At 41.5% G+C, this 15332-nt stretch carries 13 protein-coding genes and 1 riboswitch; of the genes, 3 read left to right on the forward strand and 10 right to left on the reverse strand.

The annotated features are described in order from the left end of the window. Position 1: 1 nt before the first annotated feature. The 5 genes from ABUE20_RS07305 to ABUE20_RS07325 are packed head-to-tail and all read right to left on the reverse strand — an operon-like array spanning position 2 to position 2393. Positions 2-235, reverse strand: a complete 234-nt coding sequence (locus ABUE20_RS07305) for a hypothetical protein (protein WP_408619220.1) — start codon at positions 233-235, stop codon at positions 2-4. Continuing rightward, entirely contained in the window at positions 232-390 is a 159-nt protein-coding gene (locus ABUE20_RS07310) for a hypothetical protein (protein WP_408619221.1), read from the reverse strand. Before ABUE20_RS07310 ends, ABUE20_RS07305 begins: the two co-directional genes overlap by 4 nt. Further along, complete coding sequence (locus ABUE20_RS07315; RefSeq protein WP_408619222.1) at positions 360-1925, reverse strand: rolling circle replication-associated protein; 1566 nt, start codon at positions 1923-1925, stop codon at positions 360-362. Before ABUE20_RS07315 ends, ABUE20_RS07310 begins: the two co-directional genes overlap by 31 nt. Further along, positions 1922-2128: a hypothetical protein gene (locus ABUE20_RS07320; protein ID WP_408619223.1), complete on the reverse strand. Its 207-nt coding sequence runs from the start codon at positions 2126-2128 to the stop codon at positions 1922-1924. The genes ABUE20_RS07315 and ABUE20_RS07320 overlap by 4 nt, the downstream gene beginning before the upstream one ends. Next, positions 2121-2393 carry a hypothetical protein gene (locus tag ABUE20_RS07325; protein WP_408619224.1) on the reverse strand — a complete coding sequence of 91 codons (273 nt, stop codon included), beginning with the start codon at positions 2391-2393 and terminating at the stop codon, positions 2121-2123. Before ABUE20_RS07325 ends, ABUE20_RS07320 begins: the two co-directional genes overlap by 8 nt. A gap of 197 nt (positions 2394-2590) precedes the next feature. Between ABUE20_RS07325 and ABUE20_RS07330 the strand changes: the two genes are divergently transcribed. Then, entirely contained in the window at positions 2591-2848 is a 258-nt protein-coding gene (locus ABUE20_RS07330; RefSeq protein WP_408619225.1) for a helix-turn-helix domain-containing protein, read from the forward strand. A 286-nt stretch (positions 2849-3134) separates the two neighbouring features. On the opposite strand, the gene proA is transcribed toward ABUE20_RS07330, so the two are convergent. The 3 genes from proA to ABUE20_RS07345 form a co-directional block, all read right to left on the reverse strand. Continuing rightward, complete coding sequence (gene proA / locus ABUE20_RS07335; protein ID WP_408619226.1) at positions 3135-8996, reverse strand: anti-phage protein ProA; 5862 nt, start codon at positions 8994-8996, stop codon at positions 3135-3137. A gap of 431 nt (positions 8997-9427) precedes the next feature. Beyond that, complete coding sequence (locus ABUE20_RS07340) at positions 9428-9865, reverse strand: GNAT family N-acetyltransferase (RefSeq protein WP_408619227.1); 438 nt, start codon at positions 9863-9865, stop codon at positions 9428-9430. Between the two features lie 7 nt (positions 9866-9872). Continuing rightward, a complete protein-coding gene (locus ABUE20_RS07345; RefSeq protein WP_408619228.1) occupies positions 9873-10337 on the reverse strand; it encodes a carboxymuconolactone decarboxylase family protein in 465 nt (154 codons plus the stop codon). A gap of 62 nt (positions 10338-10399) precedes the next feature. Between ABUE20_RS07345 and ABUE20_RS07350 the strand changes: the two genes are divergently transcribed. Further along, on the forward strand, positions 10400-10897 hold the full coding sequence (locus ABUE20_RS07350) for a MarR family winged helix-turn-helix transcriptional regulator (protein WP_408619229.1): 498 nt from the start codon (positions 10400-10402) through the stop codon (positions 10895-10897). A gap of 64 nt (positions 10898-10961) precedes the next feature. On the opposite strand, the gene ABUE20_RS07355 is transcribed toward ABUE20_RS07350, so the two are convergent. After that, complete coding sequence (locus ABUE20_RS07355; protein ID WP_408619230.1) at positions 10962-12179, reverse strand: esterase-like activity of phytase family protein; 1218 nt, start codon at positions 12177-12179, stop codon at positions 10962-10964. 70 nt (positions 12180-12249) lie between these two features. Then, positions 12250-13626 (reverse strand): alanine/glycine:cation symporter family protein, encoded by a 1377-nt coding sequence (locus ABUE20_RS07360; protein ID WP_408619231.1) that lies wholly within the window; start codon positions 13624-13626, stop codon positions 12250-12252. Between the two features lie 112 nt (positions 13627-13738). Next, positions 13739-13837, reverse strand: a riboswitch (glycine riboswitch). A gap of 677 nt (positions 13838-14514) precedes the next feature. Here ABUE20_RS07360 and fnr point away from each other — a divergent pair. Further along, positions 14515-15255, forward strand: coding sequence for a fumarate/nitrate reduction transcriptional regulator Fnr (fnr, locus tag ABUE20_RS07365; protein ID WP_408619232.1), 741 nt, complete (start codon positions 14515-14517; stop codon positions 15253-15255). Positions 15256-15332: the final 77 nt, after the last annotated feature.

Genomic DNA, 15332 nt, shown 5'->3' on the forward strand with positions numbered 1-15332 from the left:
ATTAGTGCTCCATTTTTTCCGATAATTCGGTAATTTTCCCGGCCATCACCTCAGTGATTTGGTCATTGACGTCCATCAGCTGGGTCATCACTGAAATAAAGGGTTGGTACTGATTTAAATCGCCTGTAAATAAACCCAGTAAGCCACTGGTAGGCATTCTGAATTGTGCCTTGAGCCGCGCAAATTCGGCGGCTAGCGTTCTTTTTTGTTCTAAAAGTGCGTTGAGTTCTTTCATTGTTGTTTTACCTTATTTGTTGCAATTATTTTGATGACTGCGAGTAATGCCCAGCATCCGAACATCACCCGGTAATTATCCAAAAGTGACCCCACTACAACGCCAACACAGGCACTGACCGCAATCAGTTGGATAGCGATGTGAATTTTTCCCATGCGATGACATCCTCCATGGTTCCGGCGTCGATTCTGATTTGCTCGTAGGTGGTGTTGAACCAGTGAAACCCGGCCCACTCTGCAGCAGTGCGCCAAGCTTTCCGGGCTCCCTTAATCCAGTCAATCCGGGTTTGCCGGTATTCGTCCGGTAATTCGTGATCATCAGGGGCGGCCAATCGCCAACCACGGCGAGCCGTTGCCCACGTTAAGAATTTATGAAGTCTGTCGCTGCCTTTCATCGTGATTTGATATTCATCGGCGCGAGCTTCACGGCTGCGCAGCTTTTGCCAGCCGCTTTTAATCGTGTTGGTGAGTTGTTCCAACCGGGCTTTGAGTTTTTGGGCTGTGTCATAGCGATGTTGCCGTTTCGCTATCATGTACGCCCGGCTTTTCTCAGTGATTTGTTCTTTTGCATTGGCGATTCGCGCACGAACTGGGGCATCTTCGAAGTGCCAACGGTCCCGGAGTTCGTTAATAATGGCAGTCATGTTGTCAGCATAAAAAGACGCGATGCACTCCCATTTTGGAGCCCTGGCATTTTTTGAAATACCATAGCGATTGCCTCGGATCACACCCTGCTCATGATCATGACCTTTCGCCATATATCCCAATGCTTTGAGCAAGTAACCGGCGGCCGCTTCGGCAGTGTGGATACGTTGTAAATTAGCAAATCCCTGCTTCCACAAGCGCTCAATGCGATAAGCCCAGTCATAGAATAAATATTCGGGAACCGTCCAGCGTAGCAGTACATGACAATGAGGGTTGATATCCCGAGACTTTCCTTTCGGACATTCCGCACACCAAATATAATCAAAGGTATCGTTATGTGCGGTTTCCTCCGGTAAACACTGGCCGCCGATAATGTCATACCCCTGTTTGTGGTTCAGAATTTCGTGATCCATTGCAAAACCGCGCTGGTACATCTTTTTAGCGGCGCTGAAAAACCGGGATACTTCTTTGCCAATGTTGGTTGCTCCCGATTGGATCCTCTCACAAGCTTCATTGTTAAATGTCAGCGTCAGGAATGTTGTGAACCCGCCGCGCACAACCTGAACATAAGCACCTGATTCCATAATTTTCCGAGCACCAGTGTTGGAAAGTTCTGAAGTTTCCCGCTCGCCGCTGTTGGTTTCCGGGGGAATAGATACCGATGTTTGCGCTTCGACCCGGACCCGATATTCATCGGACCATTTGCGAAAATACAGACGAGCACGGGCTCCTCTACGCCATTCGATGATTTCACCCGACTCATGGTCATATGCAAACGGAATATCCCCGCGACCGTCAGGATGCTCCACATTGAACAGTGTCCGATTTTTGCGCCTCTGGACGAGCCTAGGGTCCCCCGCCTCCGGCGGCGCTGCGCGGCTGGTCCTCTGGATGAGATGCAGCAGATCCAAATCGGCCTGTTTCGCATCAAAAACAGGACCTTCAATTTCAGGAATAGGTGGCAAAACTTCGGGGTGATATTCAGAACCAAAAAAAGCAGGCTCAATGCCTGCGATCGCATCATTTAAGATTTGCGGGTCAATCATTGGTGAGTCCTCGCATAAGTGAATAACTTGGACTCAATATCTTTCCATTGTTGTAAATCGTGCTCCCAGAAAGAAACCTCCAAAGCAGTTCGGGTGCGAGACATATCTCGAATGCACCATTCTGTTCGTTGCATTTCTTCACGAACATGTTTTATAAGTAGTCGCGCGTTAGCACCGCTAATTTCGATTGTTAAGTTAGCCATTTTGAACACCCCGTAAAATATTGAGGCGTTGTTCTAAGCGTGTTGATTTTTTGCGACGATTGACGGCTCTGTCTTCGCTGAGCTGTTCGCGCAGTTCTGCGCAATGTTTGAGGCCGTTGGCGCGTTGTTCTTTGGTAAGAACAACGTCACCCGGTAAAGGACCGACCCATGACGGGTCACGAGCTGGGATAACTTCAAGATTTTGAGGATTGAAGATATCCAACAATTCAGAATTCAGTGTTTCGTATAAGTCTGTGTGTTGCATAAATGCCCCCTGTTGTCAGTTGTGCGCTGTTAGAGCGTGCCGAAGCACTGCCGGGACGAGCTGCGAAAGGGAGAGTGCGACTGCGTCCCGGCCTAACAACAAATAGATAATAAACACCTAGAAGGGTGTTACACAACTAGTAGGGTGTGCGTTGTGCATTAAAAAAAAACAGCTAAACTGTCTTTGGAGGGTGCAAAATGTCTACAACAATTGATTTATTAGAAATGCTGAAGTTAGACCGGGACTTAAGTAGTGACTATAAAGTTGCTAAGTATCTCAATGTGACACAGCAAACTGTCTCTAAGTGGCGAAATGGTACATCTATGTCGGCTGAGATGGCTTTCAAAATTGCTGAAGACTTAAATCTAGATATTGATGCCGTTTATCTTTCTTTACTAATAGATAAAGCTAAAAGTGAAAAGGAAAAAAATGTACTAAAAAGGCTTACAGCATAAGTAGTTATACCCAAATAGGAATGTTACCGATCTAGTAAAACTAACCTCCTGTTTATTTATATTCCATAGTTTATTTTTAACCTAAAAAGCAACAATAAGTATAACATTTTGACCATTTAGCTTTTAAGACAAAATTGTACTTTCTACCTTATTCCCTCCATAACTAGTTGCATTTTGCAACTAAATAAACATCCAAATAACTCTTTTATTTTCAATGTGATAACCATGAACTTATTCACTTTCATAAATATACATTATGCGAACTTATGTGTTTTTATACGTGGGGCTAAACTTTACTATAGTACTGTTTAACCCATTCACGAAAATGCGTTAATGTAGTTTCGTGTCGCCGCTTCAATGCAAACTCATCACACATGAAATTGACTGGATCTGTTGGGGACTGTTGTAAAGCATATCGAACTAACCCCATAGCTTCTTGATAGGAAATTTCGCTCCATACTCGATCATAACCAAAAGGATTCAAACCTCTCCAAGCAACTTCATCAGTAATGTCATCAGGGCTTGCCCATAGTGTTGGCTCCCAGCCCGGAGTTTCTACAATGCCAGCCCAGTTAGATATTAACGACATAAGATAATCACGTTGTTTTTTACTGGTTCTTGCTAGTCCATGCAAGTTTGCTATATCAAGTGAGAATGTATGCAAAGTGATACCCGGCTTTTCCTCAAGTATTGCCTTAGCTGCAAGATTTAGTTCCGCTGTGTGACTTTCCAAAAAGTAATCTGATGCAGAAAAATTAAATTTAACTCCACTTGGTTTCGGCTCAGTTTCAGGAATAGCTGTTGAGGCCAAGTCTTCCGCAGAAACCGCTTTTGCAAAAGTTCCGGTCATTGGCTCTTTATCTTTAACAGTTAAAGCTTCATCTGGTTTTGGGAGAATAATGACATTATCTTCAATTGATTCTTGCTGAAATGAAGATTCCTCTTGTTGTCGCTCATCTTCAAGCAAGTTCTCCAGTTGCGTATGAATTTTAGAAATTGCTGCATCACTATCAACAAAATAATCAGTAGACCAAAGACGTATAATATTCCAACCAAGATTTTCAAGTACAGCTTGTCTTACTCGATCACGATCTCTCGCTGTTGGAGAGCCATGGTATGTTGCGCCATCACATTCAACACCCGCAAGATATCGACCAGGTTTATCAGGGTGGAGAATACCCAAATCAACGCGAAATTTACTTACTCCCACCTGCATTTGTACTTTCCAACCTAAGTTTCGAAGCGCTGAAGCGACAGCTTGTTCAAAGTCACTATCAAATTGGTCCACCCCATAATTTGCTGTAGCTTGTTCAGCTAACGCAATCGGTCCCCTTTCAGCAAATTCAAGATAGTGTTTTAGATCTTCCACGGCCTTAGCCGATGTACGACTTAGATCTATCATGGATGAATCGAAACTACTAAAAACGAGCACTTCTGAGGTTGCTCGAGTAATTGCAACATTAAGTCGTCTTTCGCCGCCCGTTTTATTAAGGGGTCCAAAATTCATACTCATCGTTTTAGCTTCTGGTTCAGTTGGTCCATAAGCCAAACTTAGAATTATGACGTCTCTTTCATCTCCTTGAACTGATTCAAGATTTTTGACGAACAGTGGGTCTTGACCATCCACATCATGAAAATAAGATTCTATCTCTGGATATTGTCGCCTTGCATCATCAAGCAAATCGTCGATAGTACGTTGTTGGTCAGAGTTAAGCGTGACAATCCCAATTGACAAATGTTGTAATTGGGGATCACATAATCGTTTTACAACTTCATCTACGACAGCCTTCGCTTCTATTGGATTATTTCGACCTTTCCCTTTTGCATAAATTCCATTTACTCGGCGCAAAGTCACAACGGACTCTTTCGTGTCTGAGGATGGATACGTCACGAGTGAATTCTCATAATATTTGCTATTTGAAAAAGCAATTAACGTTTCGTGTTTACTTCTGTAGTGGCCCATCAAGCGTTTCAAAGGAAGTCTGGCCGCTAATGCTTGATCGAGAATTGATTCTAAGTCTTCTTCGTCAGCTTCATCGTTTGCAGCTTGCGTATTAAAGAAGTTTGTTGGCGGCATTTGTTTCGGATCGCCAACGATTATGACATTTTTACCTCGCGCAATAGCACCAACGGAATCCCACGTTGTCATTTGTGATGCTTCATCAAAAACCACAAGATCGACGCCGTGAAAATCACTAGGAAGAAACTGAGCAACTGATAGCGGCGACATCATCAAGCAAGGGCATAGCTCTAATAGGGATTCGCCCATCTGTTCGATCAGTGATCTAATAGGAATGTGCCGAGTTTTCTTTTGTAATTCTCTCGCGAGTGTACCGAATTCTGCAGAGTGATTACCGGCCCCTTGGGCAGGGATTTTTTGTGATGCAAGAGTAACAATATACTCGCTAGTGATCTTAGCGACTCGTTCATCTAACTCTCTAAAATTACATATTGTTTCCTCGTGTGAAGATGCCTTAAAGTCACGTAAAATCGGATTTTGATCGATGAGTAACGGCGCTAACCATTTACAGTAAGCCGTAAAGAACTGTTGATTAGCGTTTTTTGCTGAAACAGCACCAGCTTCGAAAGCGTTAACCATCGCGCTCAGCCCGCTCGTTTGTGCTTCGTCCTTAGCTAACTGCCATTCACACCAATATTTCAGTTTTGTCTTATGAGACAATATGTGCGTAGATTTTTTTACTATTTCACTAAGAACTTCATCTTCAGAGAAGCTAGCACCATATTTTTCTAGTTGTATTAATATCTCTTTAAATGCAGATATTGCCTCTTCTACTTTATTCCACAACGTAACGACTTTCGACTCCTCAAGATAATCACGACCATCGACAAGCCATTTCTTAATCTGGATAATAACTGAAATAGGATCATCACTGAGAGAAAGGACCTTCGCCTGTAGTTGATTGGCCTCAGCCCCCTTACGATGTAATTTACCTAGCTCACTACCACTGGTATTCCAACCCCGCCACAAGTTATATCCTGCCAACAAAGGTAACGAATTCTCGATTTCAGTGACGAGTTCAATACATTGTTTAATAACATTGACATGTTCGATGCTTGATAGAGGAACTATCCCCAGCTTTTTGCAGGCTCTATTGAGTTTCCACTTGTTCACAATAGCCTTTAACCGCCCTGACTTGGACAAGGTTGCCAACTCAATCCAATCATCAATTGGTATCTCTTTAAGCTGTTCTACAGAAATTGTTTGTCCTAAGTTAACCACCAGCAACGCATCTAATGAAATTTTCAGTTCAGAAAGCGTTTTTAGCGCACTCAATCGCTCCTTCGCGCCCTTATCTAAGGCATAACCAATTGGGCTTTGAATCGCCGTATTAATTAACTCACCTAAACAAGAAAGTTGTGTTAACTGAAACCGAGATGGATCCGTTAAAGGTATATCGAACAATTCAACAAAATTGACAGTTTCTGAGTGGACACGTTCAGCCTTAGCGATTACTTGTTCAAATAATTGGGCAATTTGGCTTTGCCAAACATTCGACCATTGAATCGTTTTGATGACCTCAAAAGAGATGGGGTCAATTTCTTCCAGATCTTCGAATGCAATAGCTAAATTTTTAATCCTGCTTTGTGCGTTCTTTAAATCTTCTTCACCATTCAAAGGACAAGCATTTAGGTCCATCGGCCAATCCAGTTCAAACGCCAGCGATTCAAGATGATTTGCTAATGTTGCTATAGTTTCTCTGACGGATAGCCCAAATGGGCTCTGAGCATGAAGCGCTTCGACATAGTTGTTCAGTTGCGTTCTAGTTTTCTCTAACTCAGAAAGATTCATCTCCCAAGTACGTTGGTTAAGTCCATGTCTCTTTGTCCAAGCCTTGTTAAATTGATCCAGAACCGCCCGCTTGTTGGTTTTATTACTATGCAATTCAAGACATAGATGGTCTAACCCAACCTTTTGCATTCTCCGATATACAACATTGAGCGCTGCCATTTTTTCGGCAACGAATAAAACTGTTCTACCCATGCCAATATTGTGGGCAATAATGTTGGCAATCGTTTCTGATTTTCCCGTTCCAGGCGGTCCCTCTAATACAAAATCTTGCGATTGCGCTGAAGCCTCTACGGCAACCAACTGAGAGCTATCACAATTGAGTGGAGTGAATATCTTTGAAAAATCCACCTTGCGATCAATCTCTGTACGTTCGATAAAATGGGATTCTTGCGGATATGGTGCTCTGGGACTGTCAACTAGATGTTCAACGAACGGGTTCTGTTTTAGGTCATCGATTCGATCACGTAAATCCTTCCACATAAGATATTTGGAGAAGGAGAATGAAGCTAATACTAACTCTTCAGATACTTCGTAACCACGATGTTCACTAATCTCCTCTCTTACTCGACTCCAAATCCCTTCGACATCAATGCCACTATTGTCTTTAGGTAATTCTTCTTTAAATTCAGAGAGATTGATATTTTGTTCAACTTGAAGGAATTCAATAAGGGTAAGGTTAAAAATTGGCTCTTCGTCAGCTAATTGCTCTAAGTAAACAGGGGAACGAGCGCTCTTCCGACTTAATGTTACAGGGAGTAAAATCAAGGGGGCTCGGTAACTACGGTCATCCTCTGGATTTTCTTTCCATTTCAGCATGCCTAGCGCAAGAAATAATGTATTTGATCCACCCTCTTCAAGATCATTTTTTGCCTTACGGTAAAGCGCTATAGAACTACTTTCCATTTTCTTCACGCTTTGATTCGCGATAAGTATTTGACTCGTGAGTTGATCCAGAGCGTATGAACGGTGAATATCTCGACCACTTTGCATTCTAAATGCGTCAGGATCCCGTTCTCTATCGTTAAGCGGACTTTCTTCCGCCGAAACAAATTTGAATTTTTGGCCGTCCGCTAATTTATCTTCTAACGACGCAATATCAGGACAAAAAATCCGGATAGATATAGCCCTTTCACTAAAATTAAGTAAGCTATTACGTTTAGACAGATCCAGAAGTTTTCTAGACCAAGTATCAATGCGCGTTTCAGGAGACTCTTCATTAACACGTTCATCGGCCCGAACGGGAGGCAATGGCGGTATAGCAGGTGGCGGTAGCTCCTCAGCTTCTTCAGCAGACACTTCTGCTCGCGCTTCTTCTAACGTTGACAGCGGCTTGATCTGCCGCGCCCTAGCCTGCGCAATGTCGATGACGTAAACGAAATCCTCTTCATTTTCTTCAGAGATAAGTGAACGCGCGTATTCAGCCGATTGCGCAAATGTAACAGGGTTACTATTCGTTACCAGTGTCGTTTCAAAAAACACGATATCCCGGTTATCGATTCGCTTACGAACATCCATTGGATCATCGTTAGTTAATACTGGAAGGCGTTCATCGATTAGCCAAGCACCGGTAAAGGCATGCCCTTTAGTTAATGCGATTATCGGATTGAGTCCCATAGCTTCAATACAACTAGCAAAAAGCAAGGATGTATCTAAACAAGCCGCAATTTTCGAACTACTGATGTCGTTCGCAAGTCTGATTCGCTGTCCATACTTGGCGAAACTTGGTGGTGGACTGACATAAGCTAACTTCTGTTGAAACAAAACATTCCAGAGTGTTGCAACCATTAAATAGGGTTTTTGTCTGGTGTTGCTTTGATAACCATCAAGACTTCTTCCATGGCCAAGTTTTTCAATCGCATCTGCAACTTGACGTAAAAGTGACTCAACGTAAAGTCCATTAGGTTTGACAAACGCTGCCAATAGGTCAGGCTGGCGGCTTTCTCCGCCCCAATAATTGGCCGGTAAGATATCAACATCCTGGATTTCCGACGAGATTACTTCATCTAACGCGTTGTATAAATTAAAAGTAAGTTGAATTCTGAGCTCTTCTGTCAACCCAAACAATTTCTCAAATGGTAATTTGAAATCAGACATCGAAAGATCAACTCGCTGCTGTGGCCCAATTTCATCAACGAGCCACTCGTGCTGCGGTAACCATCCGTCTACCTTTTCTAATTTCAACTTCAAGTTTTTCAATGGATTAATTACATCGAGATTTTCTTCAACATCTGCCAAATATTCAATTCTGATGTTCTTTATGAGTGGATATGAATTTTGTTGGGCAGCCAATGAAAATGTAGGTATAGAAATAATTCGAATCGTGACAGTATTAAGCATAATAAACTCTTGTTGTCCGTAACAAAAAGAAGATATAAACGTTTACACAGAAACTATCGTTGACAATAATCTTATTGAACAATATATCATCTACATTATTTATCCGCATCTATAAAGGCATGCCCGATAGAGATCGCTTCGCTATAATGTGAAGTCAACTCAAAAGTATTATCAAACGTTCGATGGCCACCTTATCGACTACGGCCACTAACTTTCAAAATAAACAGTAATGTCGATGAGGCCATCTATCTTTCTAAGTTCGCTGAATGGAACCAGTCAGTGTTCCCTGTCGTTTTCACGGACTATCAACTTTCCCGGCGTTTCAGTATGTCCATCACGTCTTACCGGGAATCAGATTAGTCAAATTCCATTTCTAATAATATTTCGTTTTTGGATTCAGACTTTCTCTGACTCTGAATCCAACACCTTAATTATATCAATGGCCGACTAAAGCGTAACGCCTTAGCCAGAAGCCTTTGACGGTAATAAAAACGATGTCCCAGTTCATTCGTTAATGGCGTATCTAACACAAGTTTCAAGCAATCCATTTGCTGACCACAAGACACTAGATACTGGAGCAACTGAGCTCCAATTCCAGAACTTCGCATGCTTGTATCAGTCACTAAATCATCCACATACAAATGCCGTCCATGCATCAAGTTATGCTGAATACGATAACCCGCTAAGCCGACCGGTTGATTATCTCGGTATAATGCTATCAGTCGATATTCTTCCTGAGATTGCTTATGCCAGTGCGTGATGAATTCAGCAGAATTGGCAATATGTGGGCGCAATTGCTGGATCAGATAAAAACAGGCTTCTGCATCCGACTCTGTTTCAATTTCAACTATTGTCTCGTTAACCATCATTGCTACCTCACGATAAAGGTGGAAAATGCAAAGTACCAGCTATACGATTCCAAGCATTGATATGAGCAATCGCAACCGTCAAATAAGTTTTCTCCGATTCTGAAAAATGATCACCAAGGATGCTGTCCTGACTTTTTGAGGCGTCCAACTCCGATAAAGTCGTTACCTTTTCGGCCCACTCAAGCGCAGCCATTTCTCGAGCAGAAAAAACACCAGCATCCCGCCATACCGTAACCAAATCAATTTTGACAGCCTCAACACCGAGCCGACGCGCTATATTTTGATGATATTGGGTACAGAAGGCACAGTGATTCATCTGAGAAACGCGTATTTTCATTAGCTCGGTCAATTCTTTGGCTAACCCGGAATCATCAACGGCCTTCCCCATTGCCTGAAGTGCCGACAAAACATCAGGAGCCATTTGCTCAAACTGTTGATAAGAATTCACTTTAACACTCAATTGGCTATCCATCTTGGAGATCCTCACTTTTCATTATATTATAAGAACACGAACAACATATCAGAGTTCTGATAATGATCAAGACAAAAAACACCACCACACCTCCAAAAATTGGAGAAGGTAAACGTGGTAAAGACGGTTATTTAGGCTATTTACTCAGACAGGCTGCCGGTTCTTACCGACATTGTGTTGAACGAACTTTATCTGATTTACAACTGACACAACCCCAATTTTCTGTGATGACGATGCTCGAAGCCTATCCGGGCTATTCAAATGCTGATTTAGCTCGGCTTGCTTTGCTAACTCCTCAAACAATGAGCGTCATCGTGACCAATCTCGTAAAAAGAGTATGGGTCGTTCGCCATGCTCATCAAATTCATGGCCGAATACAAACGCTTGAGCTAACGGAACTGGGTCAGCAAACTTTGCAGGCAGCCAAACAACGTGTCTACACGATTGAAAAAGACTTATTGGCCGTAGTCCCCGAGGAGCACGAAACTATCATTAAAGAATGGTTGATTCAGGTTGCCACTCTTGGTGAACCCGCTAAAGAGCACTCCAATACACCTTGAACAAGGACGCTCTCCGGGAACTCAACCGAGATGAGTTCCCAAAGTTTTTGAGCCGTGACTCAATCTAAAAATGAACAGTCACTATCTGGGTTGTTTGGCCATCAATACCAAAATCATTGTCATTCACGAGGTACCATAGTTTGGGCGAAACATAAGCGATACCTTCTAGTTTATCTGGTGCATTCGGAATGTTATCCGTGCTCAATACTAGACTTTTTGACAATACAGGTAGATCTGTAGACTGCTCTAGTGTCGGTTGGGTTTTACGGCTATCCCATTTAGGAGCTACCTTATTTGCATCGCTTAAAGTAACTTCATAAAATTTAGTCGTCTTGGTGATTCGTTCTAACAAAATCAGTTTATCCGCCCCGACAGCTGTCATATCACTGACTTTAACGTCTGATTGTTTGGGCTTTTCGATTTGAGAATCTTTTTTAAAAGTATCGGGTCTATCCATTTGATAAAGATATTCACCAACCGGTATTTCTTGTTCCCTATTAACTTTAAATAATCGCACTAAACGCGATTTTTTATAAGCAGATGAATCTGGATTATCCAATGGACTTTGCATTGCAAAATAGATAAACATTTCATCAGGGGACAATGCGATAGATTCAATTCCTCGATTTAAATGACGCTTAGCGAGTATGGCTGGTAAAACTTCTTTGATAGGATAATCAGCACCTTTAAAACGAGCTGATGTTCCCTTTGGGATCCAGCGTTGTAAAATTGTCCCATCGGCCGCTAAATGTAAAATACTAGGGCCATATTCATCACTAATATAGAAATCACCAGCAGTTGTACGAACTAAAGATTCAGAATCGACCCCATTAGGATCATCTGGTAACCGATGTCCATTAATATCAAAGGCAGGTTCTGTATCCGGTGTAGATATGCCACTAATAGGTAAATGATGAACGGTTTTAATCTTAGTTCGTTGTATCACCGATACCCCATTTTTAGATACTTGAATGGTATAAATGGATGGCGTGAAATACGGTTCGGGAAAGATTTTCCCTGATTTACACAAAGAATGACCGATTAATTTTTCTGAATCCTTACACTTAATGTTCGGTCCTCGGTCAGAAATAGTATAGATAATGTCATTAGGATCGCTTGGGCGATGATAAGCACCACTACCAATGCCAACGGATAAATTTAAAGGATGCGGTGTTGTAATTGTATCAAGTGGGATATTTAATGACTGAACGGATAATTCAACAGCATGGCTAGAATGGCCAAACATAGCCAACAGAACAACAGATAATATTTGTTTTTGCATATGGATGTCCCCTAAAGAATGAGACATCCATCGTTACAATCTTATTTGACAAAATTATGACAATAAAATGTCAATACTCAATTGTGTCGGTTTGAGATGACTCGGCTATATTACAACTACGAGCAAAATAAAGTTTTGTTTCATTTGCAATCACATGCCGCAAACCTATTAACCCAATGAGGTTTGGAATAGCCATAAGACCATTCACAATATCGGCAATAATCCAAATTAACTCAAGGTGCAAAAATGCCCCACTCGCAACCAATACAACAAAAATAATGCGATAAGGTAAAATACCTTTAATTCCAAACAAATACTCTACACATCTTTCACCATAATAATTCCAGCCGAGTATCGTCGTAAAGGCAAAGAAAAATAAACCAATATTGACTAAATAAAATCCAATATCACTTCCCATTCCTAAGCGAAATGCAGAATTGGTCATTGCCGTACCGGCAAGATCGCTATGCCAAGCACCAGTGAGAACTAATGTAATACCCGTCATAGAACAAATAACAATCGTATCAAAAAAGGTACCAGTCATCGTTACTAATCCCTGTTCTACACAGGAATTTGTTTTAGCCGCAGCAGCTGCAATAGGTGCAGAACCCAAACCAGCTTCATTAGAAAAAACCCCTCGAGCGACCCCTGCTTGCAGCGCCATGATCATCGATGCCCCCAAGAAACCGCCGGTTGCAGCCGTAGTTGTGAATGCCGCATGGATAATCTGGGCAATAGCATCAGGAATAGCCTGAATATTGATAATCATAATCACAGCACAGCTAATGATATATAAGCCAGCCATAAAAGGTACAACCTTGGTCGACACTCGAGAAATAGACCGGATGCCGCCAATAGTGACCAATCCGACAAGGATGGCCACAACTAAACCAGTAACCCATTTAGGAATAGACAACGTCAACATGACGGCATCAGTAATTGCATTGACCTGAGCAAAGGTCCCTATCCCAAAAAAAGCAACTCCAATACCAAATAGAGCAAAAAGATAAGCTAACCAGCGACATTTTAAACCATTTTGAAGATAATACATCGGTCCGCCACTCATTTGTCCATGAGCGTCTTTTTGCCGATATTTAACTGCTAATAGCCCTTCCGAATATTTGGTCGCCATACCAAAAAATGCAGCAAGCCACATCCAGAATAAAGCTCCGGGGCCTCCCAGTTTAAGGGCTGTAGCAACACCAACGATATTACCTGTACCGATAGTTGCCGATAGTGCCGTACACAATGCGGCAAAGCTGGAAACATCCCCATCTTTGGCATGTACCGCCGAAGGGCGAAAGACAAATTTTAAAGCCAAGGGAAGTTTGATGACCTGTAAGACGCCCAAACGAATCGTCAAATAAAGGCCTGTGCCCATTAATAAAATAAGAAGAGGGGGTCCCCATATAAAGTGATCGATTGTGTTTAAAATAGATGTCAACATCTAAATTCATATGCTCCTATTACGAAATTTCGTTTTAGGAGAAGATAGAAAAAATTAATTTACTCATTATGTCTGTTTACAAAAAAACAGAGAATAATTTTTATTATACCTATCTATCTCCTCTGTCCTTTTACCTGAGAGTTTCAAATTGTATTGAACAATTTTTGCTCCTTCGGTGTCCAATTTAACGGATCTCTCCAGAGTTTCGTCCCGTAGCAGTCCTTATCCAAACTCACAACTCGGTATCAAATCCGTTCAAGACGAAATTTGCCCCAAGTTAATCGTTCTAGACACCTGAAAGAGTTACTTCTTCGGTGGGTTATAGACTAACCCTCTCCTGCCACGTTCATCCGAACCATAAAAGGTGCACGTATTTTACGATAAATTTTTTCAACAATCTTCAGGAAATTTGCTACAACCATCAGGAGTGATTAAAAATGAAACACTTATGAAATAGTTAGATGAATGAATTCACTATATTCGATAGACATATTTCATAGTTTAAACAATGAATTATTAATGTTTTATTTTTAATAAAATAACCTGGTCAATATTTCTCGAATCATTCGTTCCCTGTTGTATCCTTAAGCTTGTCTATCAAATTAGCTTATATAAATCTTAAATATCATTTATCCATTAAATAAATGCATTAAAAATACCATTTATTAATGCATTTATTTAATAAACTTATGAATTCATAACATCTAAAAAAGTATCCTCTCGGAATAGATCAAAAAGCTTGCGAATGGGTACCAAAGTCATGTATTGTGCCGTCCCGACAGTGTTTTTTTAATGTTATAAAGTTATAAATAAAATACATTATTGGTCTAGGAATGCCTTGGAAAAAATAGTAAACTTGATTCGGGTCAATTTTTTAGTTGAATGCTTATGAGTGTAAGTCACAGACATAACAGAATCCAGACCGGTGGGTGCGAGATTCATTGCCAAGAATGCAGCATATCTCAGCTTTGCATTCCTTATTCTCTTAATGAAACAGAGCTCGATCGTTTAGATCGTATCATCGAGCGCAAGAAGCCTATCCAAAAAGGAGAGGAACTTTTTGCAGCAGGTGATGAAATGCGCTGTTTGTATGCCATCCGCTCTGGCACAATCAAGTCTTATACTATTACCGAACAGGGCGACGAACAAATTACAGGTTTTCATCTAGCCGGAGATTTAGTCGGATTTGATGCAATTAACGGTGGTAGCCACCCCAGTTTTGCACAAGCTTTAGAAACGTCAATGGTTTGTGAGATCCCTTTTGAAATTCTAGACGAACTGTCCTCTGCAATGCCTAAACTTCGCCATCAAATTATGCGATTAATGAGCAATGAAATTTGTGGTGATCAAGATATGATCCTATTACTAAGTAAGAAGAACGCAGAAGAACGTTTAGCTGCATTCATTTTCGGTTTATCAAACCGATTTGCTCAGCGAGGATTTTCACCCCGGGAATTTCGATTAACGATGACTCGTGGTGATATAGGTAATTATCTGGGCCTTACGGTAGAAACGATCAGCCGGTTGTTGGGACGCTTCCAGAAATCAGAGCTGATTAGTGTTAAAGGGAAGTATATTTCCATTATTGATCATGATCAGTTGGCTGAACTAGCTGGTGCAAAGAAGTGACCAATGATAGATAGCGATATAGCATTCGGATATTTGAACTAAGTCGCTTCTTCCCTTCTGAGTTTTAGCTAAGCTAA

Source organism: Celerinatantimonas marina, from assembly GCF_046054165.1.
Classification (GTDB): Bacteria; Pseudomonadota; Gammaproteobacteria; order Enterobacterales; family Celerinatantimonadaceae; genus Celerinatantimonas.

Excerpts from the sequence above, each read along its gene's own strand:
- proA (WP_408619226.1), bottom strand. The coding sequence starts at position 8,996 with ATGCTTAATACTGTCACGATTCGAATTATTTCTATACCTACATTTTCA.
- ABUE20_RS07355 (WP_408619230.1), bottom strand. The coding sequence starts at position 12,179 with ATGCAAAAACAAATATTATCTGTTGTTCTGTTGGCTATGTTTGGCCAT.
- fnr (WP_408619232.1), top strand. The coding sequence starts at position 14,515 with ATGAGTGTAAGTCACAGACATAACAGAATCCAGACCGGTGGGTGCGAG.
- ABUE20_RS07315 (WP_408619222.1), bottom strand. The coding sequence starts at position 1,925 with ATGATTGACCCGCAAATCTTAAATGATGCGATCGCAGGCATTGAGCCT.
- ABUE20_RS07330 (WP_408619225.1), top strand. The coding sequence starts at position 2,591 with ATGTCTACAACAATTGATTTATTAGAAATGCTGAAGTTAGACCGGGAC.
- ABUE20_RS07345 (WP_408619228.1), bottom strand. The coding sequence starts at position 10,337 with ATGGATAGCCAATTGAGTGTTAAAGTGAATTCTTATCAACAGTTTGAG.
- ABUE20_RS07305 (WP_408619220.1), bottom strand. The coding sequence starts at position 235 with ATGAAAGAACTCAACGCACTTTTAGAACAAAAAAGAACGCTAGCCGCC.
- ABUE20_RS07350 (WP_408619229.1), top strand. The coding sequence starts at position 10,400 with ATGATCAAGACAAAAAACACCACCACACCTCCAAAAATTGGAGAAGGT.
- ABUE20_RS07310 (WP_408619221.1), bottom strand. The coding sequence starts at position 390 with ATGGGAAAAATTCACATCGCTATCCAACTGATTGCGGTCAGTGCCTGT.
- ABUE20_RS07360 (WP_408619231.1), bottom strand. The coding sequence starts at position 13,626 with ATGTTGACATCTATTTTAAACACAATCGATCACTTTATATGGGGACCC.
- ABUE20_RS07320 (WP_408619223.1), bottom strand. The coding sequence starts at position 2,128 with ATGGCTAACTTAACAATCGAAATTAGCGGTGCTAACGCGCGACTACTT.
- ABUE20_RS07340 (WP_408619227.1), bottom strand. The coding sequence starts at position 9,865 with ATGATGGTTAACGAGACAATAGTTGAAATTGAAACAGAGTCGGATGCA.
- ABUE20_RS07325 (WP_408619224.1), bottom strand. The coding sequence starts at position 2,393 with ATGCAACACACAGACTTATACGAAACACTGAATTCTGAATTGTTGGAT.